This window comes from Nocardiopsis alba DSM 43377 (genome assembly GCF_000341225.1).
Classification (GTDB): domain Bacteria; phylum Actinomycetota; class Actinomycetes; order Streptosporangiales; family Streptosporangiaceae; genus Nocardiopsis; species Nocardiopsis alba.
On sequence record NZ_ANAC01000009.1, the window covers coordinates 16,188 to 40,589 of the forward strand.

Annotated in this window: 19 protein-coding genes; 8 read left to right on the top strand and 11 right to left on the bottom strand. The window is 70.4% G+C overall.

The genetic code is table 11. From position 1 onward, the window contains the following. The first annotated feature begins 46 nt into the window (after window positions 1-46). Window positions 47-2,566, top strand: a complete 2,520-nt coding sequence (locus tag D451_RS26300) for an HAD-IC family P-type ATPase (protein WP_051067456.1) — start codon at window positions 47-49, stop codon at window positions 2,564-2,566. Between the two features lie 200 nt (window positions 2,567-2,766). Next, window positions 2,767-3,339 carry an NUDIX domain-containing protein gene (locus D451_RS0106810; RefSeq protein WP_014913028.1) on the top strand — a complete coding sequence of 191 codons (573 nt, stop codon included), beginning with the start codon at window positions 2,767-2,769 and terminating at the stop codon, window positions 3,337-3,339. Between the two features lie 169 nt (window positions 3,340-3,508). On the opposite strand, the gene D451_RS0106815 is transcribed toward D451_RS0106810, so the two are convergent. From D451_RS0106815 to lnt, 3 genes are all read right to left on the bottom strand, one after another. After that, the gene (locus D451_RS0106815; protein ID WP_017533874.1) at window positions 3,509-3,835 is read right to left on the bottom strand and encodes a nuclear transport factor 2 family protein; all 327 of its coding nucleotides are present in this window, start codon (window positions 3,833-3,835) and stop codon (window positions 3,509-3,511) included. Between the two features lie 199 nt (window positions 3,836-4,034). Next, entirely contained in the window at window positions 4,035-4,622 is a 588-nt protein-coding gene (locus D451_RS0106820; RefSeq protein WP_014912352.1) for an FxsA family protein, read from the bottom strand. 96 nt (window positions 4,623-4,718) lie between these two features. Then, complete coding sequence (gene lnt, locus D451_RS0106825; RefSeq protein ID WP_017533875.1) at window positions 4,719-6,374, bottom strand: apolipoprotein N-acyltransferase; 1,656 nt, start codon at window positions 6,372-6,374, stop codon at window positions 4,719-4,721. Between the two features lie 613 nt (window positions 6,375-6,987). Here lnt and D451_RS0106830 point away from each other — a divergent pair. The 3 genes from D451_RS0106830 to D451_RS0106845 all read left to right on the top strand — a co-directional run bounded on the left by D451_RS0106830 (window position 6,988) and on the right by D451_RS0106845 (window position 11,973). Further along, window positions 6,988-8,208: an ABC transporter ATP-binding protein gene (locus D451_RS0106830; RefSeq protein WP_014913088.1), complete on the top strand. Its 1,221-nt coding sequence runs from the start codon at window positions 6,988-6,990 to the stop codon at window positions 8,206-8,208. Between the two features lie 195 nt (window positions 8,209-8,403). Beyond that, on the top strand, window positions 8,404-10,500 hold the full coding sequence (locus tag D451_RS0106835) for a prolyl oligopeptidase family serine peptidase (protein ID WP_026124879.1): 2,097 nt from the start codon (window positions 8,404-8,406) through the stop codon (window positions 10,498-10,500). A 270-nt stretch (window positions 10,501-10,770) separates the two neighbouring features. Then, window positions 10,771-11,973, top strand: coding sequence for a JmjC domain-containing protein (locus D451_RS0106845; protein ID WP_017533878.1), 1,203 nt, complete (start codon window positions 10,771-10,773; stop codon window positions 11,971-11,973). A gap of 60 nt (window positions 11,974-12,033) precedes the next feature. Here D451_RS0106845 and D451_RS0106850 read toward each other — a convergent pair whose 3' ends face one another. Next, on the bottom strand, window positions 12,034-12,828 hold the full coding sequence (locus D451_RS0106850; protein ID WP_014908181.1) for a TetR/AcrR family transcriptional regulator: 795 nt from the start codon (window positions 12,826-12,828) through the stop codon (window positions 12,034-12,036). A 343-nt stretch (window positions 12,829-13,171) separates the two neighbouring features. Here D451_RS0106850 and D451_RS0106855 point away from each other — a divergent pair, with 343 nt between their 5' ends. Beyond that, window positions 13,172-14,032 carry a (2Fe-2S)-binding protein gene (locus D451_RS0106855; RefSeq protein WP_014912510.1) on the top strand — a complete coding sequence of 287 codons (861 nt, stop codon included), beginning with the start codon at window positions 13,172-13,174 and terminating at the stop codon, window positions 14,030-14,032. 7 nt (window positions 14,033-14,039) lie between these two features. Here the strand turns inward: D451_RS0106855 and D451_RS0106860 are convergent, their stop codons facing one another. The 3 genes from D451_RS0106860 to panD form a co-directional block, all read right to left on the bottom strand. Then, complete coding sequence (locus D451_RS0106860; RefSeq protein ID WP_014908657.1) at window positions 14,040-14,741, bottom strand: DUF4352 domain-containing protein; 702 nt, start codon at window positions 14,739-14,741, stop codon at window positions 14,040-14,042. Window positions 14,742-15,047: 306 nt separating this feature from the next. Further along, window positions 15,048-15,395 carry a hypothetical protein gene (locus D451_RS26305; RefSeq protein WP_241463294.1) on the bottom strand — a complete coding sequence of 116 codons (348 nt, stop codon included), beginning with the start codon at window positions 15,393-15,395 and terminating at the stop codon, window positions 15,048-15,050. Window positions 15,396-15,524: 129 nt separating this feature from the next. Continuing rightward, window positions 15,525-15,929: an aspartate 1-decarboxylase gene (panD, locus tag D451_RS0106870; protein ID WP_014912032.1), complete on the bottom strand. Its 405-nt coding sequence runs from the start codon at window positions 15,927-15,929 to the stop codon at window positions 15,525-15,527. Between the two features lie 262 nt (window positions 15,930-16,191). Between panD and D451_RS0106875 the strand changes: the two genes are divergently transcribed. Then, a complete protein-coding gene (locus D451_RS0106875) occupies window positions 16,192-17,313 on the top strand; it encodes a DNA alkylation repair protein (protein WP_017533880.1) in 1,122 nt (373 codons plus the stop codon). 96 nt (window positions 17,314-17,409) lie between these two features. Next, window positions 17,410-18,765, top strand: a complete 1,356-nt coding sequence (locus D451_RS0106880) for a flavin monoamine oxidase family protein (RefSeq protein WP_017533881.1) — start codon at window positions 17,410-17,412, stop codon at window positions 18,763-18,765. Here D451_RS0106880 and D451_RS0106885 read toward each other — a convergent pair. The 4 genes from D451_RS0106885 to tatA form a co-directional block, all read right to left on the bottom strand. Continuing rightward, a complete protein-coding gene (locus D451_RS0106885; protein ID WP_017533882.1) occupies window positions 18,747-21,590 on the bottom strand; it encodes a DEAD/DEAH box helicase in 2,844 nt (947 codons plus the stop codon). The genes D451_RS0106880 and D451_RS0106885 overlap by 19 nt on opposite strands. Window positions 21,591-21,602: 12 nt before the next feature. After that, window positions 21,603-22,499 (bottom strand): diacylglycerol/lipid kinase family protein, encoded by an 897-nt coding sequence (locus D451_RS0106890; protein ID WP_014908414.1) that lies wholly within the window; start codon window positions 22,497-22,499, stop codon window positions 21,603-21,605. A 297-nt stretch (window positions 22,500-22,796) separates the two neighbouring features. After that, window positions 22,797-23,636: a twin-arginine translocase subunit TatC gene (gene tatC, locus D451_RS0106895; protein WP_014908968.1), complete on the bottom strand. Its 840-nt coding sequence runs from the start codon at window positions 23,634-23,636 to the stop codon at window positions 22,797-22,799. Between the two features lie 309 nt (window positions 23,637-23,945). Further along, the gene (tatA, locus tag D451_RS0106900; protein WP_014911188.1) at window positions 23,946-24,269 is read right to left on the bottom strand and encodes a Sec-independent protein translocase subunit TatA; all 324 of its coding nucleotides are present in this window, start codon (window positions 24,267-24,269) and stop codon (window positions 23,946-23,948) included. Between the last annotated feature and the right edge of the window lie 133 nt (window positions 24,270-24,402).

Here is a 24,402-nt window from a genome sequence, read left to right on the forward strand (position 1 = left end):
CGTTCCGGCCCCGCTCTCGCCCTCTCCGTTCGATCAGGAGTCACGCGTGCCCGAAGAAGCAGACCGGACCGACCGTGGTCGGGCCTCCTCGACGACGGATCGGAGGCCGATCACCGGGGCCCCGCCGGAGCCCGGACTCTCCGGGCCCGAGGTCGCCGAGCGGGTCGCCGCGGGCAGGACCAACGACGTTCCGGTCCGTGCGAGCCGCAGCGTCGCCCAGATCATCCGAGGGAACATCTTCACCCGGATCAACGCGATGATCGCCGTACTGTTCGCGATCATCGCGGTGATCGGCCCGGTGCAGGACGGCCTCTTCGCCATGGTCATCGTGATCAACACCCTGATCGGGATCGTCCAGGAACTACGGGCCAAGCGCACCTTGGACCGGCTCGCGATCGTCAACGCGGCCCGCCCCCGGGTGGTCCGCGACGGGGCCGTGGTCCGGGTGTCCGCCCAGGAGATCGTCCTGGACGAGGTCCTGGACGTCGGCGTCGGCGACCAGGTGGTCGTGGACGGCGTGGTGACCTGGGCCGGCGGGCTGGAGGTCGACGAGTCCCTGTTGACGGGCGAGGCCGACCCCGTGGTCAAGGCGCCGGGCGACACCGTCATGTCGGGCAGTTTCGTGGTGGCTGGCTCGGGGCGTTTCCGGGCCACCAAGGTGGGGCGTCACGCCTACGCGGCCCGTCTGGCCGAGGAGGCGAGCCGGTTCTCCCTGGTCCGTTCGGAGCTGCGTTCGGGGATCGACCGGATCCTGCGATGGATCACCTTCGCCCTGTTCCCGATCGGCGCCCTCCTGATCTACAGCCAGCTCTTCCTGGGCGGTCACGTCGCCTTGGAGCCCGAGACGGCCTCCGGTGGGATCTCCGGGCCCTTCGCCGACGCTCTGCGCAGCATGGTGGCGGCGCTGGTGTCGATGATCCCCGAAGGGCTGATCCTGTTGACCAGCATCGCGTTCGCGGTCGGGGTGATCCGGCTGGGACGGCACCGGTGCCTGGTCCAGGAGCTGCCCGCGATCGAGGGCCTGGCCCGTGTGGACGTGGTGTGCACCGACAAGACGGGCACGCTGACCGAGGTCGGTATGAGGCTGACCGAGATCCGCGACCTGGGCGGGGCCTCCGGCTCCAACGGCGTCCCGGTCTCCCCGACCCGTGTACTGGCCGCGCTGGCCGCCACCGACCCGAACCCCAACCCGAGCATGGCCGCGATCGCCGAGGGCTGCGCGGCCCAGGGGCAGGAGGATCCGGGTTGGAAGGCGACCGCGCTGGCGCCGTTCTCCTCCGCCCGCAAATGGAGCGGGGCGAGCCTGCTCGCGCCCGGCGGCGAGGAGCACTGGGTGCTGGGCGCCGCCGACGTCCTGGTCCCCGCGGACTCCCCCGCCGCTCTGGAGGCGGCCCGCCTGGGCGAACAGGGCCTGCGGGTCCTGCTGCTGGCCCGCGGGGACGTACGCGTGGACGAGGCCTCGGCCCCGGGCGCTCTGCGACCGGTGTCGTTGGTGGTCCTGGACCAACGGGTGCGCGAGGACTCCGGTCCTACCCTGGACTACTTCTCCGACCAGGGGGTCGACGTCAAGATCGTGTCGGGCGACCACGCCGCCTCGGTGGGCGCGGTCGGCCGCGGGCTGGGGATGCGCGGGGCGGACCGGCCCGTGGACGCGCGGACCCTCTCCGAGGACCCCGCCACCCTGGCGCGCGAGGTGGAGGAGGGGACGGCCTTCGGCCGGGTGACCCCGGAGCGCAAACGCGACATGGTGCGCGGCCTGCGCGACCGCGGCCACACGGTGGCGATGACCGGTGACGGTGTCAACGACGTCCTGGCCTTGAAGGAGGCCGACATCGGTGTGGCGATGGGCTCGGGCAGCCCGGCCTCGCGCTCGGTGGCGCAGTTGGTGCTGTTGGACGACCGGTTCGCGGTGCTGCCCCGGGTGGTGGCCGAGGGTCGTCGGGTCATCGGCAACATCGAGCGGGTGGCGAGCCTGTTCCTCACCAAGACCGTGTACACGATGACCCTGGCGATCGTCGTGGGTCTGTTGGCGGTCTCCTACCCCTTCTTCCCCCGCCACGCGACACTGATCAACGCGGTGACCTTCGGCATCCCGTCGTTCTTCCTGGCGTTGGCGCCCAACACCGACATCGCCCGGCCGGGGTTCGTCATGCGCACCCTGCGTCTGGCGATCCCCTCCGGCCTGGTGGCGGGTGTGGCGGCGGTGACCACCTACCTGATGGTGTTGGGCGGCCGTACGGTCCCCGACCCCTCGGACCGTACGGCCGTGGTGATCACGCTGTGCGCGACCACTCTGTGGGTGCTGTTGCTGGTGGCCAAGCCGTACGTGTGGTGGAAGGTCGTCCTGGTGGGCTCCATGGTGGGGTTGTTGACCCTGGCGATGGTGACCCCGTGGGGCCGATGGTTCTTCGACCTCGACGTGAGCGATCCGACGAAGCTGCTGACCGGTCTCGCCGTCGCGGGGGTGGCGATCGTCGCGATCACGGTGATCCGCGTGGTGGACGACCGGATGACGGCGCGCTCCTCGGCCGAGGAGGATCGGGTCCACGCGACCGAGAGGGCCTGACGGCGGGTGGGGACCGACCGAGGGTGGTCGGTCCCCACCCGCCCCGTCGCGGCTTTCCGGTCCGTCACGATGCCCCGTTCCGGGCCGGTCTCCGAACGAGTTCGGGGATCACCTGTTCCCCGGCCAGCGTGGGAACTGTGCATAGCGCTCGTCCCCCGCGATTCTGGGTGCGCTACGTGGCTGGAATGACTGGAGCGACATTGAGCATCCCGAACACGCATATCCGCGCCGTCCTGGACGGTTATCTGGAGCGTTTCCCCAAAGAGGGGGACGCGGCCGCCCCCCTGATCCGCGCTCTGGGCGGTGAGCCCGCGACGTCCTCCCCCGAGACGCCCCGGGTCGGGCACGTGACCGTCGGGGCGGTGGTGCTGGATCCGTGTTGGCGGGTGCTGATGGTCCGCGACGCGGAGCGGGAGGCGTGGTCCCTTCCGGGCGGTCCTCCCACCGACGCCGACACCGCCCTGCACGAGGCGGCCCGGGCCCGCCTGGAGGAGGCCACCGGTCTGACCCCCGAACAGGACGGATCCGCGTCCGATCCCCTTCCCCTGGACCTGGACGTACGTCCGGTCCCCGGAACGTCGGACACGGAGGAGCCCGAAGGACGGCACTTCACGTTCCTGTACCTGTACCGGGCGACCGCCGCCACGGTGCCCGCCGGTTCCGGGGCCCTCGGTGCCCCGGCCTGGCGCCCGCACACCGACCTCCCCTCGGCCCGGCTGGCGGCGAAGATCGCGCAGGTCCTGGCGACGGCACGCGAGGCCGTCAGAGCCTGATGTCGTCGCTCCGGCACCCTCCCGGAGCCGACGCGGTCGGTCGGGTTCCTCGACACACCCTCGGTCGAGACGGAAGACCCGCGCACCGTGCCCCTGATCGAACCTGATCGAATCGATCGGACACGTCGGTGCCGGGTCCTCGGCCCCTCGATTCCGGGTTCCGGTCGACTCACCCCTCCCGGATGGTCATGCGGGCGATCCGATCCCCGTCGACGGTGAAGGCGAACGAGCTGAGCCCGTTGGCGTATTCGGAACGCCAGTCGCCGATCACGGTCACCCCGTCGTCGGTGATCTCGACGGAGCGCGGGGGCAACACGCCTCGCGCTCCGATGAACTCCTTGTCGCTCCAGCGCTTGATCGCCTCACGCCCCTGGAACTCCCGCCCCCAGTCGTCGACGACGCCGTCCTCGGTGAAGGCGTCCAAGAACGCCCGTTCGTCGTGCTCGTTGACCCCGGCGACGAACGAGGCCACCGGCTCGGGGATGTTCTCACTCACGATTCGCGTCTCCGTCCCACCGTTCGGGGCCCTGACCGGCCCCTTCGCCATCCTCACATCCGAAGGAGCCGAATCCCGTCAGGACGGGCCGGAGGGTCGGGGCCGGCGCGAGGCGCGGACGAAGAAGGGCCCGCCGCGGAGCGTCTCCGCGACGGGCCCCGGCTCGGCGGGGGCGCGCCGCCCCGCGAAGCCGGTCCGATCAGTTCTTGTCGTTGTCGTCGTCGACGGGCTCGAAGTGGCCCTGGATGACACGTCCACGGTCGGTGGAGGCACCGGGACCGCCCCGCCCGGGGGCTCCCGCGCCGGGCTCCGGGCCGAAGGGACCGCCGGCCGGACCACCGGGACCGAAGGGGCCCTGGCCCGGGATGGTGGCGCCGCGGGCCGCGAACTCCTCGTTCACGCGTTCCTGCATCCTGCGCATCCGGCGGGCGGCCCAACCCGCGAAGACCCAGCGCAGCACGGGCCGGGTGAAGGGGGTGGCCATCAGCAGGCCCAGGGCCGCCGTGATGAACCCGGGAACGACCAACAGGATGCCGCCGGCCATGAGCATCAGGGGGTCCAGCAGGCCCTTGCGCGGCTGTTCGCCGGTGCGCATGGCCTCGTCGGCCTCCTTGACCACCTCGCGGAAGGCGTGTCCCGTGTGGCGGAGCACCGCGAAGCCCAGGATCATCAGCGAGACCAGGGCCGCCAGGGTCCAGGGGACGCCGATCCGACCGGCGACGACGATCATCAGCCAGACTTCCAGGAACGGCAGTGCCATCAGCGCCAGTACCGTCAGCAGCGGCATCGCTCAACCATCCTCAGAGTCGTGGGCCGGCTCGTTCGTCTCCCTCTAGGAGAGAACGCGCCCTCATGGTCAATGGTTCCCGGGTTCGGAACCCTCTCACCGTTCGATTCGCGCGCGTGAACGTCGGGTGATCACGGTGGAGGCGACGGCGGCGGCCAGACCGACCACCGCGAGCAGGGCCTCCGGGACCGCCCCGAGCCGCGTCGCGACGGTGGGCCCCTCCATCGCGGTCAGCTCGGCGACGTGGATATCGGGCTCGGCCTCGGGCGATCGGTAGGTCACCACCCCGTTCGGTTCGACCACGGCGCTGATGCCACTGGTGGAGACGACGATGGCGGGCCGCCCGTGTTCGACGGCACGCAGTCGGGTGATGGCCAACTGCTGGTCGGACTGGCCGGTGAAGTTGTAGTTGGCGTTGTTGGTGGGCACGACGATGATCTGTCCGCCGGCGGCCACGGACTCGCGGATCGGCGGGTCGAAGGCGACGTCGAAGCAGATGCCCACGGCCAGCGTGGTGTCGGCGATCTCCAACGCGCCGGGTTCGGTGCCGGGGATCGCGTCGGAGCTCACCTGCTCCAGCCGGGAGACGAACCGGGTGAAGAAGTCGCGGTAGGGGATGTACTCGCCGAAGGGGACGAGGTAACGCTTGTCGTAGGTGTCACCGGGGCCGGTCTCGGGGTCCCAGACCACACTCTGGACGTAACGGGTGCCGTCGTCGTTGAAGCGGCTCATCCCCCAGAGCAGGGGCACACCCGCGTCGTCCGCGGCCGCCTCGATGATCGCGGCGGCCTCCTCGTCGTGGAAGGGGTCGATGTCACTGGCGTTCTCCGGCAACAGGACCATGTCCGGCTCGGGGTACTCGCCCTCACGGACGGCCTCGGCGAGTTCGTGGACGCCGTCGGCGTGGTTGCGCAGGACCTGCATGCGCTCGCCGAGGACGGACATCTCGCCGGTGTTGGGCACGTTGCCCTGGACCATGCCGAGGGTGACGGTCCCGTCCGGGGCGGGTCGACCGATCGCGGGGGCGACCAGACCGCCCAGGACGATCGCCGCGGTGGTCGCCAGGCCCATGGCGGGCAGCAGGAGCCGGGGGCGCCCCCGGGTCGCCACGGCCCGGATGAGGGTCCACAGGAGCATGGCTCCGGTGAGGGCGACGGCGAAGGTCACCAGTGGAGAGGAGCCGAGGGCGGCGTAGCCGGAGAAGGGCGTGTCCGGCTGAGCGAAGGCGAGCTTGCCCCAGGGGAAGCCTCCGAGCGGCCAGCGCGCGCGTACGGCCTCCTGGGCCACCCACAGGGCCGCGGTCCACAGCGGCCAGTAGGGCAGGCGGGCGACGACGGCCAGGCCCGCGGCGAGGGGAAGGAAGTAGACGGTCTCGGCACCCGCGATGGCGAGCCACACGTCGACGCCGAAGACGCTCTGCCAATGGATGAGCGGGACCATGAGGGCTGCCCCGGACAGGGCTCCCAGCCAGAGGGCGCGGCGGGGTCGTGTCCCTCCGACCGCGAGCAGGAGCAGGGCCGCGCTGAGCGGCCCCAGCCACCACAGCCCGTAGGGCGGCAGGGCCAGGAGTTGGGCCAGTCCCGAGGTGGTGGCGACCAGCGCGCGCCAGAGGGGGTCGAGGCGACCCCAGCGGTACCCCGGGGACAGGGGGGACCATGTGGTCGCGCCCGCCCTCGATTCGGGCACGGTGGTGCCCCGCGAGGATCTTTCGGGGCTCGGGGCGGTGCCCGACCCCGTGTGCTCGGCAACCACGTGGGGTGCTCGCTTTCCGCCGGCGATGGAAGGGTGCTGACGGTCAGCATATTGGGGGGACGCGGAAAAGGCCCGAGCCACCCTTCGGACCGGCTCCGTCCCGTCGGCGGCGAGCTCGGAATACCGTTGTCTACTGGATGTTCGGGCCTTTTCCGGGTCCAACCCCCCGCCCGGTCGCGGTACTCCGCCCCTCACCCGATCCCAACTGCACCTGGCGCGTGATGCAGCGTCCGATCGGACGAGCGGGGGCCGCACAACCGGTCCGTCCAGTGCTGGACTGGTCGTTAGGTTACCCAGACTCTCCGACCTGTTGCCTCAACCCGGCGGCCGTGTCGTGGCCGTCGGTCGCGGAGGCGGCCGGTGAGCAAGCGATGAACCGTCGGCCAGGCTAACGCACCTGGGGCCGGCACGCCAGTTGACCACCGGTGATCGTCTCCTGGTCGCAACCAGATCGAAACCGACCCCGCTATGGACAATTCGATCAGAATCCTGTCTGATGTGATCAACGAATCGACCCGTTTCGATCAAGTTCGAACATCGGGTCGAGGTGGAGACCGAAGTCCCCTTCCCTCCTCCACCCCGTGCAGGCCACACCGATCGGGAGTTGAACACCATGGCGGAGATCGTCCTCGAGGGCGTCGACAAGATCTACGGCGGCGACGTCAAGGCCGTCGACAACCTGAACCTGAAGATCGAGGACGGCGAGTTCATGGTGCTCGTCGGCCCGTCCGGCTGCGGTAAGTCCACCGCGCTGCGCATGATCGCGGGCCTGGAGGAGATCTCCGACGGCACCCTGGTCATCGGCGACGAGATCGTCAACGACCGTCCGCCCAAGGACCGCGACATCGCGATGGTCTTCCAGAACTACGCGCTCTACCCCCACATGACCGTCGAGCAGAACCTCGCCTTCGGTCTGAAGCTGCGCAAGGTCGCCAAGTCCGAGATCGCCCGTCGCGTCAACGAGGCCGCCGGGATGCTCGGCCTGGAGCCCTACCTCAAGCGCAAGCCGGGCGCCCTCTCCGGTGGTCAGCGTCAGCGTGTGGCCATGGGTCGGGCCATCGTGCGCGAGCCGCGCGCCTTCCTCATGGACGAGCCGCTGTCCAACCTGGACGCCAAGCTGCGCGTCCAGATGCGCGCCTCCCTGAACCAGCTCCACGAGCGTCTGGGCGTCACCACCGTCTACGTCACCCACGACCAGGTCGAGGCGATGACCCTCGGCGACCGGGTCGCGGTGCTGCGCGACGGTCGTCTCCAGCAGGTGGACACCCCCAAGCGTCTCTTCGACGCCCCGGTCAACCTGTTCGTGGCCGGCTTCATCGGCTCCCCCGCGATGAACTTCATCGACGCCGAGCTGGTCCGTGAGAACGACGAGGTCGTCCTGAAGTTCGCCGAGCACCGGCTCCCGGTCCCGGCCTCCGTCATCGACTCGCGGCCGAACCTGAGCGACTACGTCGGCCGCTCGCTGATCCTGGGCATCCGCCCCTCGGACTTCAGCGACGCCGAGCTCGACGGCAACGGCGACCCGCGCGTCGAGGTGACCGCCGAGGTCACCGAGGAGTTGGGCACCGAGATCAACGTGATCTTCAGCGTGAACGCTCCCCCGGTCCGCCACGAGGACGCCGCGGCCCTGGCCAAGGACGCCGCGGGCGACGACGAGGAGAGCGCCGAGGCCGGTCTGCCCCTCGGGGACGACCGCACCCAGTTCACCGCTCGGGTGAGCCCGCGCAGCTCCGTCAAGCCGGGCAGCACCATCAGCCTCGCGGTGGACGTCAGCCAGCTCCACTTCTTCGACCAGACGAGCGGTCTGGCCATCGGCCACCCCGACAACGTCTGATCCTCCCCTCCTGTAGCGACACGGGCGACGCCGGCCACGGCGTCGCCCGCCGTCGTTCGCGGGTCCCATGATCGGTCGATGGGCGGTCATCCCGGCAGGCAACCTCGACAAACCTTCCCCGAAGGTGACATTCAGGGCCCACCGGCGGGAGAGATCTCTTCCTTGACCGCCGTGTCACGGCGCTTGAACCATGTGATGGTGCGCAACCGAGCCCCCGGAGCCTCATCACCCTCACCGGACGTCGACACCCTGCACGGCAGGCCCGTCCCCGACCCCTACCGCTGGTTGGAGACGGCGGACTCCCCCGAGACCCTCCGTTGGCTTCGAGAGCGCTCCCTCGAATACGAGTTCGAGGCCTCCGGCTGGCCGTTGCGCGACCGGTTGGCCTCCCTCATCCGCGAGCTCGTGGCCACCGACCTGTGGACCCCACCGGTCCACCGGCCCGGGGCCGTGTTCGCCACCCTGCGCTCCGCCGGCGCCGAGCACCCGCGTCTGGTGGTGTTCGACACGACGGAGGGGGACGGTCCCCTCCGCCCCGAGGACGCCCGCACCGTCTACGACCCCTGCGTCGAAGACCCCACCGGACGTACCACCCTGGACGCGTGGGAGCCGGACCCCACGGGGACCCTGGTCGCCCTCCAGACCTCCTCGAACGGCGTGGAACGCGGTGGCCTGCGGGTCGTCCGGGTCTCCGACGGTTCTCCGGTGGGCCCCGAGGTGCCCGGCGTCCGCTACTCGCACGTGGCATGGGTCCCCGGCGACGAGCCCTTCTTCTACTACGTGCGCAGGGACGGCGCCCGAGGGGTACGCGGAGTATGGGGACGCCGGGTGGGCGACGGCTCCGAGACCCTCGTGCACGCCTGTTCCGGGGCGGGGACCGTGCCCGGTGTGCGGGTGCTCGGCGGACGGACGCTCCTGATCTCCGAGAGCCACGGCACCGGCCACCGCACCGACCTGTGGACGGCCGACCTGTCCGAGGATCCACCGGAGAGCCCGCGTACACGCCCCTTCCAGGTGGGCCACGAGGCCGAGACCGAGGTCCGGCGGGGACCGGACGGGCTGCTGTACCTGCGCACCACCCTGGGCGCCGCCCGACGTCGGATCTGCGCGGCCCGCCCCGACGCCCCGGGTCCCGAACACTGGCGCGAGATCGTGCCCGAGGACGCCGGCGCGACCCTGGACGCGTTCTGTCCACAACCGGCACCCGACGGCGGGACCGCCCTGTTCGTGGCCCGCACCCGCCTGGGGATCAGTGAGGCGGCCGTGCACGACGCCTCCACCGGAAGGCGCCTGTACCGGGTGGAGCTTCCCGGCGAGGGTATGGTCTCGACCCCGGTCGAAGCGCCGGACGGCACGGTACACCTGGGCTACGCCGACGTCGCCTCCCAGCAACGGGTGCTGAGCCTGCCCCCGGGTGAACGGACGCCCCTCCCCTGGCCCCCCGGCGGGCCCGCGGCCCCGGCCCGGCCCCGAGTGGAACGGAGCGTGCTGTGGAGCCGATCCCCGGACGGCACCCGTGTCCCGGTCACCGTCTTCGGACTCTCGGAACGTTCGGGCCCCGGCCCCACCCTCCTGCACGCCTACGGCGGCTTCGGACGTCCCAGACAGTTCGGCTTCAGCGCCACCGTACTGGCCTGGCTGCTCCACGGCGGACGCTACGCGGTGGCCCACGTGCGCGGTGGGGGCGACGGGGGCCGCCACTGGCACCTGGAGGGCTCGGGGCGCAATAAGCCCAAGGCGGTCCGGGACCTGGTGGCCGCCGCCGACTCCCTGGTCGAGGGCGGCTGGTGCGCGCGCGACCAGTTGTGCCTCTCGGGCGGTTCGGCCGGAGGGCTGCTCGTCCTGGCCGCCGCCACCGCCCGGCCCGACCTGTGCGCCGCGGTGATCGCCTCCGCGCCGCTCGCCGACATGGTCCGGTTCGAGCGGATGGGCCTGGGCCGGTTGTGGACACGCGAGTTCGGCAGCGTCTCCGATCCCGACGACTTCGCCGCGTTGATGTCCTACTCCCCCTACCACCGGGCTCTGGAGAGCGCCCTGCGCGCACCCGGACGCCCCCACCCGGAGATCCTGCTCACCGGATTCGCCGGGGACACCAGGACCGACGCCGCCCACCCGCGCAAGATGTGCGCCGCCCTGCTCGCGGCGGCCCCGCGCGAAGGGGGACGTCCACCCGCCCTGCTGCGTTACGAGCACGACGTCGGGCACGGCCCGCGCTCGGTCGGCAGGGCCGTCGGACTGGCCGCCGACGCCCACGCGTTCGCGGCCCACAGGACGGGGCTGGTCGGGCGTTGAACGCGCCCGGGACACCCCGGTTCATGAGGATCGATCACCCGTACAGAAAGCAGGTGCGATATGGACCCCATCGAGGTCGAGGTCGAGGACCTGGCGGAGGTGACCTCCCGCGACATCACGGCGGGCGGCGACAACGACGGCACCGACTCCAGCTCCGACTTCATCTGATCCGACCCGTCCGGTCCGGCGGCCTCGCCCCGGGCCGGACGGGTCCCCTCTCCCTTCGGCGTCCGCGCGCCCTCACACCCCTTCCCTTCCGAAAGGATCGCCGTGACCGAGCCCGGTCGTCTGTTCACCCGCGCCCTGTGCGACGTCGTGGGACGCGACGCCCTCACCACCCGGTTGTCGGAGGAGTTCGTCTTCGCCGACCTGGGGGCGGACGCCGTACGTTCCCTGTTCTCCCTGGAGGACCTGAACCGCCTGCTGGCCATTTGCGCGCCCGAACCGCCGCGTCTTCGTCTGCACCGGGACGGTTCACCGGTGCCGTTGGACCGCTACACCGACGTGGGGACCGCCTCTCGGGACACACGTCGGATCGTCCGACCCGAGTCGTTGTACCGAGAGCTGAGGGCCGGGGCCAGCCTGGTCCTGGACAGTGTGGACAGGATGCACGCCCCGGTGGGGGAGGCCGCCGACGACCTGATGCGGCTGGTACGCGAACGCGCGCAGGCCAACCTGTACCTGATCTGGGGCGAGTCCCGCGGGTTCGACACCCACTGGGACGACCACGACACGATGATCGTCCAGGTGGAGGGTTCCAAGCACTGGCAGGTGCACGGACCGGGCACCCGTCCGTTCCCGATGAAGAACGACACCGACCACGCGCACACCCCGCCGAGGGACGCCGACGGAGGACTCCACCTGGTCTGGGAGGGCGTGTTGCGTCCGGGGCAGGTGCTCCACGTTCCCCGCGGCTGGTGGCACACGGTGACCGGTACCGGCGAGATGAGCATGCATCTGACCTTCGGGTTCACGCGCGCGACCGGGATCGACTGGGCCGAGTCGCTGGTGCGGGGCCTGTACGAGGAGGAGGCGTTCCGCCGCGACCTGCCGCGGTTCGCCGACCCGGACACTCGCCGCAAGCACCGGCACGAACTGGTGTCGCGCCTGGTGGAGGCGGCCGAACGGGCCGACCTGGACGACTTCCTGGCCGAACGTGACGGACGTTTCCCCCGTCGGACCTCGTTCTCCCTTCCCTGGCCGGTCGAGGACGCCGTTCCCTCGGCCGGGTCACGGGTGGAGTTCGTGCCGATCCTGCCGCCGCCGATGATCCGGGAGGGCGGCAAGGTGGCGCTGACCGTGGCGGGGAAGCGGTACCGGCTGCCCGAGGTGACCGCTCCGGTGTTGGAGGCGATCGCCGAGCACAGGGAGGCGACCGTGGCGGAGCTGGCCGGACACGCGGGCGTGGAGGTCGAGGTGTGCGCCAAGGTGGTCGCCGTGTTGAGCCGCCATCACCTCGTCCTGATCCACTGATCCGAAGCGTGCGCGGGGCCGTGTCCGGTGGACCGGGCGCGGCCTCGTCGTGTCGGCGGGTCAGGGCGCGTCGCCACCGGCCTTCCTGTCGCGTACGTAGGCCTCGATCCCGTCGAGGATGCGTTGGACGGGGAAGTCGATGTCCTCCGCCGGTCCCGGGTCCGCGGTCTCGGTGGGCTCCTCTTCGAAGACGCCCTCCTCGAAGACCCGGGAGATCGTGGGGAACTCCCGCGGGTCGATGACCCGCCGCACGCTCTGCGCCCACATCCTCGTCGACTCCTCCAGGGACATGCCGCGTTCGGCGGCCGTACGCCGCATGTCGTTCTCTATCCGGAGAGCGTCCCGCAGGGTGCAGGCCAACAGCATGAGGGTCTGGATCGCCTCGTCCGCGCGCAGCCCCGAGGCGACGAGCTCACGGAGGCCGGCCTCCATCCACCTGAGTCCGTAGGGTCCTCCGGGCGGGCCGGACAAGGGGATGTGGACCGCCCACGGATGGGCCCGGTAGATGGTGATCGCGCTGCGGCACCACTCCTCCACCCCGGCCCGCCAATCTCCGTCGGTACGGGGTTCGGGCACCGGCATGCCCTTGACGGCCGCGTCGGACATCAGGGCGAGCAGGTCCTCCTTGCTGTCCACGTGCCGGTACAGGGACATGGTGGTGTAACCGAGCTCCTTGGCCACACGCTGCATGGAGACGCCCTCCAACCCCTCGGCGTCGGCCAGCGCGATCGCGGTGTCCACGATCGCCTCCCGGCTGAGCTTCGGTCTGGGGCCGCGCCTGGGGGCCTCCTTCAGCCCCCAGAGCAGTTCGATCTCCCGGGCGAACCCGGGCGTCGGCTGTCGCTCGCTCGTCATGTCCCACCAGTCGTCGGTACCGCTTCGAGACCGCCGGTCGGGCCGGACGGGCCCGTTCCCCGTCTTCGTCCGTCGACACCCATCCTAGAACCGTGTACCACGCACACAGATATATGGGAGGACCGACGGACGCCTCGGCCCCGAACCCTCCGAAAGCGCCCTACCTGGACATCGAGACGCCACTTTTCGGCAAACACGTTCCGTCACCGATTGCCCCGGGAATCTTCGTTAGGGTAGCCTCACTTAAGCAGGCGTGGGGTTACCCGCCTCCCGGCGGCCCCGCGGCCATCACATCCGCCGGAGACGACACGGTCCCACCACGCGACGAAGGGCAGGTTCCGCGGTGTCACCAGATCCACTCGACGCGCTCCGCTCCGTCTGCGCACGATTGAAGTTCGCTCCCCTGCCCGAACTGCTGGACCTGGCCGAACTCCACCGCCGCCCCACGATCCGCACGGAGTACCACAGCGTCGCCTCACTGGTCGAGGAGGGGCATCTGCCGGTCCTGTTCGACAAACTGCGGACCGAACACGGCCCCGGTCACCGCCTGCCCGCCGCCACCAACCTGCTCCGGGTCACCCTGCGCGAGCCGATCTTCCTGGTGGCGTCCTCGCTGTACCTGACGGGCCGAGCCCCGCTGCTCGCCCCGGACACGCTCCGCCTGCCCTGGAACCTCTCCCACTCGCGCTTCGAGACCCCGATCGTGGTCGACGCCCGCACCGTGGTCCTGCCCGACGACCCCGCCGCCGACCACCCCGACACCCTGGTCGCCCGAGACGAGGCCGAACAGATCCGGCTGACCGCCGAGGCCCTGTTCGCCACCGTCGAGCCGCTGGTGGAGGCACTGCACGCGCACTCGCGTGCGGGGAAGCGCACCCTGTGGGGGTGGGTGCTCGACACCCTGCACTTCTACATGCTCAACCCGGCCCGTTACCTGGGCCGGGACGCCGAACAGGCCTGGGAGCTGGCCACCCGCCTGGGCGACGCGGTGATCGCCGCCGGCGCCGTCACCCGTAGGCGTCCCCGTCTGTTCCCCTTCGCGCCGGACCACCCCCAGGGCACCTGGGCCGTCCGCGGCACCTGCTGCTTCGACTACAAGGGCGACCCGGAGCACGGCTACTGCACCACCTGCCCGCTCAAGTGCGACGGCGAACGCCGGCAGGACCTGAACGAATGGCTGCGCGACCCCGCGTTGGCGCCCTGACCCCGCCTCATTCGACCGGTACCTCCACCGGGATGGTGTGGAAGGGCTCGAAGACGACGCTCTCCGGTTCGACCGTTCCCTCCACGGTGATCACCCCTTCGGCGTTCTGACCCGACTCCAGGGTCTGCACGCTGATCTCCCGCGCGTCCATCGCGATGGCGTCGCCCGGGGCGTGCTCCTCCCCCGAGGTGTCCACGACCGTGAAGTAGAGCGGGTTGACGTCCAGCGAGCGCTCCCCGTCGTTGGTGATCCGCACCCGGACGCTGGTGAACTCGCCCTCCACGTACAGCGAACTGGGCTGGAAGTCGGTCGAGGAGGCGTCCAGGGTGGCGTTCGAAGGGGTCTCCTCGCCCCGGGGGTCCTCCTGCACCCCCTCTCCCGGTCCGACCGGGCCGCCGGGCCCCTCGGGCGAGCCCGTCCCGGACATGAAGATCATCACCGCCCCGCATCCACCCAGGACCAGGAGCAACAGGAGCAGAACCCCGCATCCGATACCGAGGATCTTGCCCCAAGGAGTGGGAGGGACCGGGGGCGGGCCGGAGAAGCCGCTCCCCCGACCTTCGTATCCGCCGCGATTCCCGTAGGCGTAGGGGGTGTCCGGGTAACCCCCCTGGCCCGGCGGATAGCCGGAGTTCTCGTAGCCGGCCCCGCCCGGCCCGTTGGGCCCCTCCGAGAGCTCTCCGGTCTCCTCTCCCCGGGGAGGTCGCATCGTGGGCCGCCCTCCGGAACCCTCCGTCCCGGAGGGCGGTCCCGGCGCGGCGCCCCCATATCCGGAAGGGTCGTGGTACGGGTCGCCCGGCCCGTCCGAGCGCGGCGGTTCCCCCGGTGGTCGGGGGCCTCCGCCGAACGGGTCTCCCGGGTCCCCCGGCCGCCACTCCTCGGGCGGATGGTGGTTCACCGGATCCTCTCCCGGCCGCCCCTCGGGCCCCTCTTCGGGCTCCCGATCGCTCACTGAGAACACCCCTTCGTCCGGTGTGACGGCCCGCCCGGACCGACGAGCCCCCGAAACCGCACGTTAACCGCCACAAGAGGGGGTTCGGGGAAGGTCCGGGGGTGTTTCCGGTAAAGGTCCGGATGTGTACCGTCGTGGGCCGGGCGAACGGGCGCCTCGGGATCGCCCGTAGCGCCAACGCAGGAAGTCGTGTTCACGCTCGACGTAGCGCATCACGCTGTAGAGCGCCTCGGAATCGCCCGCGTCGACGACCACGCCGGCCTCCGGGATCACCGGCCAGCAGGCGAAGGCCCAGAAGCGGCGGCTGTGGACCCCCCAGAGGACGACCCACGCCCCCTGTTTCTGCCATTCGATGTGCTCGGCGACCCGGCGCCGTTCCTCGTCCTGTTCCTCCATGGCGCCCCTGGGCATACCCGGACGAGGATGGGCCGATCCGGCCGGAATCGGCCAGTAAGAGGGACTTGTCGCGAGCGCGTCCCTCACCTCGGAGAACACGAACGCCCGCGCGTCCACGCGGGCGTTCGAAAGAGGCGGGAGAGGTCAGCGACCGGCGATCTGGTCGCTTCCGGGGACCGGCTCGGCGGGGTCGTTGCCCAGGGCGACGATCCGGTTGTCGCCGTCCACGTGGACGATGTGCTGGACGTGGTCGGCCCGCTCCTTCTCGTCCACCTGGGCGTAGCCGATGATGATGACCAGGTCGCCGGGTCGGACCAGGTGGGCGGCGGCCCCGTTGATCCCGATGACACCGCTGCCCCGCTCTCCCACCAGTGCGTAGGTGACCAGACGGTTGCCGTTGTCGATGTCGACGATGTGGACCTGTTCGCCGTCGACGATGTCGGCGGCCTCCATCAGGTCGGCGTCGATGGTGACCGAACCCACGTAGTGCAGGTCGGCCTGGGTGACCGTGGCGCGGTGGATCTTGCCGTTCATGAGGGTGCGCAGCACAGCTCAAGCCTCGTTTCAGGGTGACTTACGGAGTACAGGCCCCGGTGGGGTCCCGTGCCTCTCCCATGATGACGCCCCATACGAACCGTTTCGCACACCGGGTCGCCACTACGCCCTCCAACGCCACTCTCATCACGCTTGTTCCGTTCCGTCGGTGCGGGTGCGAGGCGCGGCGCGGATGTCCGAGGTCTGCTGTTCGATGGCGGGGGGCCGTGCGCGCCCCGGCCCCGTGCGGGCCTCCCCTTCGAAAGAGAGCAGGACGATGTCCGGAGAGTACGGCCTGAAGAAGCACTTCACCGGAGAGACCGCCTTCATCCTGGGCGAGGGGATCCGGACGGCCCTGCCCGGGTTCGACACCGCGGGTTACGCGGTCGAGGTCGACCGTCGGGTCCCCGACCTGGAATTGAAGGACCGTGTGCTGGTCCTGTGCGAAGGACTGCGTTCACGCCTTCCCGACTCCTATCCGAAGGCCCTGGACATCCTGCGCGGCACCCTGGTCGAGGAGCTCTCCGAGGGCCGGGGGATGTTCAAGACGAGCTGGTTCCTGATGCCGGTCGCCCGTTATGTGGAGGAGTACGGCCTGGACCACCCCGAGGAGTCCCTGGACTTCCTGGAGGAGGTGACCCGCTGCCACACCGCCGAGTACGCCGTCCGGCCGTTCGTCACCCACCACCGTGAGATCACGATGGCCCGCTTCGCCCGCTGGGCGGTCGACCCCGGCCACAACGTGAGAAGGCTGGCGAGCGAGGGAATCCGGCCACGGCTGCCCTGGGCGGGCACGCTCCCCTTCTTCGTCGAGGCCCCCTCCCCCGTCCTGGAGATCCTGGAGCACCTGCGCGCCGACCCTTCGAACTACGTGCGCACCTCGGTCGCCAACAACCTGAACGACATCTCCAAGGACCACCCCGACCTCGCCCTGGCCACCGCCCGGCGCTGGCTCCGGGAGAGCCCGGTCCCCGAGACCCGGTGGATCGTGAAGCACGCCCTGCGGACCCTGGTCAAGAAAGGGGACCAGGAGGCCCTCGCCCTGCTCGGCAACACCGGAGGCGAACACATCGGGGTCCATGACCTGACGGTACGGCCGGCCGCGATCCGCCTCGGCGACACCGTCACCCTGCGCTTCGCCGTCGAGAACACCGATACGCGTCCACACCGGGTGACCGTCGACTACGTCGTCCACCACGTACGCGAGAACCGTCGGCCGATCCCCAAGGTCTTCAAGCTCACCGAACTCGAACTCGCCCCCGGCGAGACCCGGCACCTGGAGAAGGCGCACACGATCCGCCCGATCAGCACCCGCCGGTACCACCCGGGCGAGCACCCGGTCGAGATCCAGGTCAACGGCCTCCCCCTGGCCCGGGACGGTTTCGAGCTCCTCCCGTGAGAGGGGCCTTCCGCGTGTGAGAGGAGGCGCGGCCCCCGTCCCGTGTGAGGATCGTCCCGAGACGCCGCGGGGGCGTGCGAGGGACGGGGCCCGACAGTGCTGGAACGACACCGACACCACGACGTGATCGTGATCGGCGCGGGTTTCGCCGGACTCGGCGCGACCCGCGACCTGCTCCGGGCGGGGGCGTCCGTGCAGCTCTTGGAGGCCCGGGGCAGGGTCGGTGGGCGCGCCTTCACCCGCTACCTCTCCGACGGCACCCAGTTGGACCTGGGCGGACAGTGGATCGGCCCCACCCAGGAGCTGATCCTGGAGCTCGTGGAGCACTACGGGGTCGAGACCTATCCGACCCCTCGGATCGGCGACCCGGTGGTCGACATGGGCGGGGAGCGTCTCACCTCGCCTCCGGCCGAGGTCGACGCCCTGCTGGAGGACATCGACCTCTTGGCCCTCCAGGTCACCCCCGAACGTCCATGGGACGCGCCCGAGGCCCGCGCCTGGGACCAGCAGACCTTCGCCTCCTGGCTGGTCGGCACCGAGTACTCCGAGACGACCATCCGCTACGTGGCCCGGATCGTCTCCGGCGGACTGCTCGCGGGAGCCCCGTCCGAGACCTCGCTCCTGGAGACGCTCTTCTACATCGCCTCCGCCGGCGGGATCCGACCGCTAATGGGCTACGAGGGCGGTGCCCAACAGACCAGGATCACCGGCGGCGCTCAGATCGTCGCCGAGCACATGGCCTCCGACCTGCCACCCGGGGTGCTGCGTCTGAACGAGCCCGTGACCTCGGTGGAGTACGGCTCCACCGACGCCCGGGTCACCACGACCACCCACGCCTACACGGCCGATCGGGTGATCGTCGCACTGCCGCCCACCCTGGCCGCGCGCCTGCGCTTCGACCCGGCCCTGCCCCCGCTCAACGACGGGGCCCTGCAACGGACCCCGGCCGGCAGCGCCCTGAAGGTGCACGCGATCCACTCGGAGCCGTTCTGGCGCGATCAGGGCCTGTCCGGTGTGTCCACCTCGGCGACGGGAGTGCTGACCGAGACCGTCGACAACACGCCTCCGGGCGGACCGAGTGCGGTCCTGACCGGGTTCGTCTACGGGGAGGAGGCGGTGCTCCTGCGCGCTCGCCCCTTGGAGGAACGGCGCCGTATCGTCCTGGAGCGGATGGCCGATCTGTTCGGCGACCGGGCCCGCTCGCCGGAGGACTACGTGGAGTTCGACTGGATGGGCGAGCAGTGGACCCGCGGCTGCTTCTCCGGCCACATGGTGCCCGGCACCACCGTCACCTTCGGCCCGGCCCTGCGCACCCCGGTGGAGGTGGTGCACTGGGCCGGAACCGAGACGGCCACCCGCTGGAACGGTTACTTCGACGGCGCCCTGTCCTCGGGGCGCCGCGCGGCGACCGAGGTCAGGGCCTCACTCGACGATCAGGTCAGCGAGGAGTAGGCCACCACGCCCCGGCGTACCAGGTCGGCGGCCTTACGGGCGTTGGACCTGACCTGCTGGTCGGTGGCGGCCACGGCGATCTGCCCGAGCATGTCGACGAGCATCTTGGCGGTGCGCACGAAGTCGCCCGCCGTCATCTCGGTCCGACTCAGGATCGCGTCGAGGCGGTCGCCCCGGGCCCAACGGTGGGCGGTCCACACGAAGCCCAGGTCGGGTTGGCGCAGGAACGACACCCGGTGACGGGTCTCCACCTCGTTGAGCTCGCCCCACAGACGCAGCATCTCCTGGAGCGCCTCCTCCACGCGTCCCTCGGGAACACGGGGGTAGAGGTCGTCTCCACGCCTGGCCTCGTAGACCAGGGAGGCGGCGACGGCGGCCATGTCCACGGGGGTGAGGTCCTTCCACACCCCGCGGCGCAGGCACTCGGCGACCAACAGGTCCAATTCCGAGTAGATCTTGGCCAGCCGGCCGCCGTCCTCGGAGACGGAGTCCCCGGAGAGGTACTCCAGGTCCTCCAGGACGCCGCACACCCGGTCGAAGGTGCGGGAGATGACGTGCGACCGCCCCTCCACCCTGCGACGCAGCGCGTCCGTGTCCTTCTTCGTCCGGTGGTAGCGCTCGGCCCAGCGGGCGTGCTCCTCGCGGTCCGCGCAACCGTGGCAGGGGTGCGCCCGGAGTTCCGCGCGCAACCGCTTGACCTCGGAGTCCTCTCGGTCTCCCCGGTCCCGGCCCCGCTCGTAGGTGGGCTCGGTGCCCTGTTCCTTGAGCTTGTTGCGCAGGGTCGAGGCCAGGTCCTGCCGCGAGCGCGGCGACTTGGCCGAGAACGATTTGGGGATGCGCATCCGCCCCGACGCCCGCACCGGGACGGTGAAGTCGCCGGAGTTGATCCGCTTGACCTGCTTGTCCACCGTCAGGACCAGGGGCGCGGGCAGGTCATGGCGCAGCCCCGGGTCCAGCACGACCGCGTGTCCGGAGTAGCGCCCCGAGGGGATCCGGATGATGTCGCCCGGACGCAACGCCTCCAGGCTCTCCAGGGCCTCGTCACGACGGCGGATCGAGCGGGTCTTGGCCAGAGACGACTCACGGTCGCTCAGGGCGCGCCGAAGCCCGGCGTACTCCATGAAGTCGCCCAGGTGGCACTCGGCGGCCCGGGCGTACCCCTCCAGGGCCTCCTCGTGCTTGCGCAGCTTCTTGACCAGGCCCACCACGGCCCGGTCGGCCTGGAACTGGGCGAAGGAGGCCTCCAGCATGGCCCGGCTACGGCGCCGGCCGACCTGGCCGACCAGGTTGACCGCCATGTTGTAGGAGGGCTGGAAGCTGGAGTTGAGCGGGTAGGTGCGGGTTCCGGCCAGACTGGCCACGGACTCCGGGTCGGTGCCGGCCTGCCAGATGACGACCGCGTGGCCCTCCACGTCGATGCCGCGTCGGCCGGCACGCCCGGTGAGCTGGGTGTACTCGCCCGGTGTGAGGGACGCGTGGGTCTCGCCGTTCCACTTGTCGAGCTTCTCGATGACCACGGTGCGCGCCGGCATGTTGATGCCCAGCGCGAGGGTCTCGGTGGCGAACACCGCCCGGATCAGCCCTCGGGAGAACAGGTGCTCCACGACCTCCTTGAACGTGGGCAGCATGCCCGCGTGGTGAGAGGCGATCCCCGACTCCAGGGCGCGCAGCCAGGAGTCGAAGCCGAGCACGTTCAGGTCGGCGCGCGGGATGTCGGCGCAGCGGCTCTCCGCGTACTCGCGGATGACGTCGGCCTCGTCCGGGGTGGTGAGCACCAGCCCGGAGGCCACGCACTGACGGACGGCGTCGTCGCACCCGGCCCGGCTGAAGATGAAGGTGATCGCCGGGAGCAGCCCCTCGGCGTCCAGCTCCTCGATGATCATGGGCCGGCTGGGCGGGGCGAAGCGGGTGCGCGGGCGCACGTTGCCCCGGGCCCGGGACTGCGGGTGGCGCCGCCGGTTGGCGAGCTGGGTCGTACGCGCGTCCTCCTCGGCGGCGCGGGACAGGAACGGGTTGATCAGGAGCGTGCGTCCACCCACCCTGATCTCCCGGGGGCGCTGCTGGTGGGAACGGCGGCGTTCGCGTTTGCGCCTGCTCCGTCCGCCCTCGGACCCCTCGTCGCCCTCCTCGGTGGACTCCGCCTCCTGGTCGACGAACAGGTCGTGCATGCGCTTGCCCACCATGACGTGCTGCCACAGCGGGACGGGGCGTTTCTCGTCGACGATGACGGTCGTGTCGCCGCGGACCTGCTGGAGCCATTCGCCGAACTCCTCGGCGTTGCTGACCGTGGCGGACAGGGCGACCATCCGCACCGACTCGGGCAGGTGGATGATCACCTCCTCCCAGACCGCGCCGCGGAAGCGGTCGGCGAGGTAGTGCACCTCGTCCATGACCACGTACGCGAGCCCGCCCAGGGTGGAGGACCCCTCGTACAGCATGTTGCGCAGCACCTCGGTGGTCATCACCACCACGGGAGCCTCGCCGTTGACGCTGTTGTCACCGGTCAGCAGACCGACCTGTTCGGCGCCGTACCGTGCGACCAGGTCGTTGTACTTCTGGTTGGACAGGGCCTTGATCGGGGTGGTGTAGAAGCACTTGGTGCCCTCGTTCAGGGCCAGGTGCACGGCGAACTCCCCGACCACGGTCTTACCCGAACCGGTGGGAGCGGCGACCAGCACCCCGTGTCCGCCCTCCAGGGCCTTGCAGGCCTTGATCTGGAAGGGGTCGAACTCGAAGCCGTAGAGCCCTTGGAAGGCCTCGATGGCGGCGCTGGACGCGCTCTGGCGCCGACGGAAGGCGGCGTACCGCTCAGCGTGACTACTCATAGGTCTCTCAGACTATGAGGTCGGCTCCAACATCTCGACCGCTTTAGGCACCACCTGGCACATCAGGGGCGTGGGCCCCATACGTTCACCGTCCGCGTAGGCGATCCCGGCGTCTCCACGAACGGTGACACTGCTCCCGCGTTCCACACGGACCTCCTCCAGCTCCACGTGGGATCCCTTGAGGATCCTGGGGAAGTGGCGGACGAAGCGGGAGAGCGGGGCCTCGCGGATCAGGACCACGTCGAGGAGGCCGTCGTCGGGTTCGGCCCCGGCGCACATCTTCAGGCCGCCGCCGTAGGAGTCGGTGTTGCCGACCGCCACGAGCATGCCGCGTTCGCTGATCCGTCTGCCGTCGATGTCGATCTCGAAGTCGATGGGATCGAAGGAGCGCGTCTCGGCCACGATCCCGTACAGGTAACCGGCCCGACCCATGCCGAAGCGCAGACCGTTGACCCTCTCGTTGACACGGGCGTCGAAACCGCAGGCCAGGACGCTCATGTAATAGCGTCTCCCGCCGTCGGGCAGGGTCAGCCGGATGACGTCGCTGGAGCGGGTGCGTCCGGCCAGGATCGTCTCGGCCGTCCGACGGGCGGAGGTGTGCCGCGAGCCGAAGGCCCGGGCGATGTCGTTGCCGCTGCCGGCCGGGACGACCGCCAGGGGCACTCCACTGCCCACCACCGCCTGGAGTGCCTGGTGTACCAGGCCGTCACCGCCCACCGCCACCAGGGCGTCGGGACGGTCGGAGACGGCCAGCCGGGCCAGGCGGCGGCTGTCGGCGGCCGAACGGCCCGTATAGACGTGCACGCGGGCTCCGGCCGCGCGCAGGGCCTCCTTGAGCCGGACCGCGATGACGGCGGCGCGACGTCGACCGGAGGCCGGGTTGACAAGAAGGGCGATATGAGGGGACATATGCCTGTCCTTAGCTACCCAGGGCTGGGATGCGGGATGTGACTGGGGGCGAGTGAGGTACCCGCACACCCTCGCGCCCGGATGTGCGTACCGATTCGGGGATCCTCGGCCGAGACCTCCCGATCGGCCTCCTCACGTTGGCGGCGATGGTACTCCCCCATCGTCACGGACGAGGAGGCGCCCGTCCACACCGGGTCGACGACATGCCGCTCGTCGCTCCCGGGGCGGCGTTCCTCCGCCCCTGGACCCGAACACTAGCGCGTGCGGCGTCGCGCCACACCGCTTCGCGAGGAACGCTCAGGCGCCCTTGCCGCCGCTCTCACCCGAACCGGTGTCCTCGAGTTCTCCCAGGTCGGAGGGGCGGTCATCGAGTTCGGAGATCTCGTCGTCGCCCAACTCGGAGGTGGGATCGCTCTTGCGCCGGCGGCGGTCGTTGAGGAAACAGAACAGCTCGGCGATCTCGAACAGCACCACCAGGGGGATGGCCAGCGCCAGCATGGAGATCGGCTCGGCCGGGGTGACGATCGCGGCGACGAGGAAGGCGCAGAAGATGATGACGCGACGCCACTTGGCGAGGGTCGCGTGTTCGAGGAGCCCTAGGATGTTGAGCAGCGCCACCAGCAGCGGCATGATGAAGCCGAGCCCGAACATGCCCATCATGATGAGCATGTAGTTCAGGTACTCCCCGATGGTCAGATAGGGGTCGGCGTCCTGGGGCAGGAAGCCGAAGAGCATCTGCAAGGCCAACGAGGTGATCGTGTAGGCCAGGGCCGCGCCGAGGATGAACAGCATCGCGGCCAGCGGGGCGAAGATGTAGGCGTACTTCTTCTCGTTCTTGTGCAGCGCGGGGGCGACGAAGGCCCACAGCTGGTAGAGCCACAGCGGCGTGGTGGCGAGGGCCCCGAAGAACAACCAGACCTTGAAGGCGACGAAGAAGCCGTCGAAGGGACCGGTGACGATGAGGGAGCAGCCACCGCCGTCCACGACCTGGGAGGCCGGCAGCGAGCAGTAGGGCTCGGTGAGGAAGGCCCAGATCCGGTCGTAGAACACGAAACCGAGCACGGCGCCCAGCAACAGGATGACCAGGACCTTGGCCAGACGGTTGCGCAGCTCGCGCAGATGGTCCATGAGCGGCATCCGGGCGTCCGGGTTGGCTGTTCGCCCTCGGGGGCTCATCGTCTGGTCACTCTCTTCTCATCCCGGCCCGCCCACGCGGGCCCCGTCTGCCACGAACGTCCGGGGCGGCGCCCAAGCGACACGGCGCCATCCCACCGGTAGGGGGTCCTGGAGACGTCGGCCGGCGGAACCGTCGCCCGCCCGAGGACACCGCCACGGCCTTGCCGGACCGTACCGTCCTCACGGGCCTCGCGAACACCCGGAAATCCCGTCGCTCGCCGGTGACGGGCGGCGGGAGGACCGCCGCTCGAAGGCGACGGCATCCCCGGACTACTGGTTGTAGGTCCGGTCGGTGGTCTCACCGGACTCGTTGACGATGCGCTGACCGGGGGGAAGCTGCGGGTAGCCCTGCTGCTGGTTCTGCTGCGGAGCCGGGTTCTGCTGAGGCTGCTGCTGCGCCTGCTGCCGGTTCTGCTCGCCGGCGGCCTCGTTCCCGTTCTCGTTCTCCTCGTCGATCAGGCCCTTGCTCTCGGCCTTGAGGATACGGGCGCTACGGCCCAGGGAGCGGGCCAGGTCCGGGAGCTTCTTGGCTCCGAACAGCAGGATGGCCAGGAACACCAGGATGACGATGGTAGGTCCGTTGAACGGTCCCATGGTTCTACCTCTCTGTGGGGCGCGACCGAGCGCCTCTGATGGTACGCGCATCGACTCGGTGGGCCGTCATCGCCGCGACCCTTCCCTCTGAATGCGCTCGCGCAGGTCAGCGCTGCTCACCTGGCGCCCGTCC

Excerpts from the sequence above, each read along its gene's own strand:
- D451_RS0106820 (WP_014912352.1), bottom strand. The coding sequence starts at position 4,622 with ATGCCGCTGCTGACGGTACTGGCGCTGATGGCACTGCCGTTCCTGGAA.
- D451_RS0106830 (WP_014913088.1), top strand. The coding sequence starts at position 6,988 with ATGGCGGAGATCGTCCTCGAGGGCGTCGACAAGATCTACGGCGGCGAC.
- D451_RS0106835 (WP_026124879.1), top strand. The coding sequence starts at position 8,404 with ATGGTGCGCAACCGAGCCCCCGGAGCCTCATCACCCTCACCGGACGTC.
- D451_RS0106850 (WP_014908181.1), bottom strand. The coding sequence starts at position 12,828 with ATGACGAGCGAGCGACAGCCGACGCCCGGGTTCGCCCGGGAGATCGAA.
- D451_RS0106860 (WP_014908657.1), bottom strand. The coding sequence starts at position 14,741 with ATGCGACCTCCCCGGGGAGAGGAGACCGGAGAGCTCTCGGAGGGGCCC.
- D451_RS26305 (WP_241463294.1), bottom strand. The coding sequence starts at position 15,395 with ATGCCCAGGGGCGCCATGGAGGAACAGGACGAGGAACGGCGCCGGGTC.
- D451_RS0106875 (WP_017533880.1), top strand. The coding sequence starts at position 16,192 with ATGTCCGGAGAGTACGGCCTGAAGAAGCACTTCACCGGAGAGACCGCC.
- D451_RS0106885 (WP_017533882.1), bottom strand. The coding sequence starts at position 21,590 with ATGAGTAGTCACGCTGAGCGGTACGCCGCCTTCCGTCGGCGCCAGAGC.
- D451_RS0106890 (WP_014908414.1), bottom strand. The coding sequence starts at position 22,499 with ATGTCCCCTCATATCGCCCTTCTTGTCAACCCGGCCTCCGGTCGACGT.
- tatC (WP_014908968.1), bottom strand. The coding sequence starts at position 23,636 with ATGCCGCTCATGGACCATCTGCGCGAGCTGCGCAACCGTCTGGCCAAG.
- tatA (WP_014911188.1), bottom strand. The coding sequence starts at position 24,269 with ATGGGACCGTTCAACGGACCTACCATCGTCATCCTGGTGTTCCTGGCC.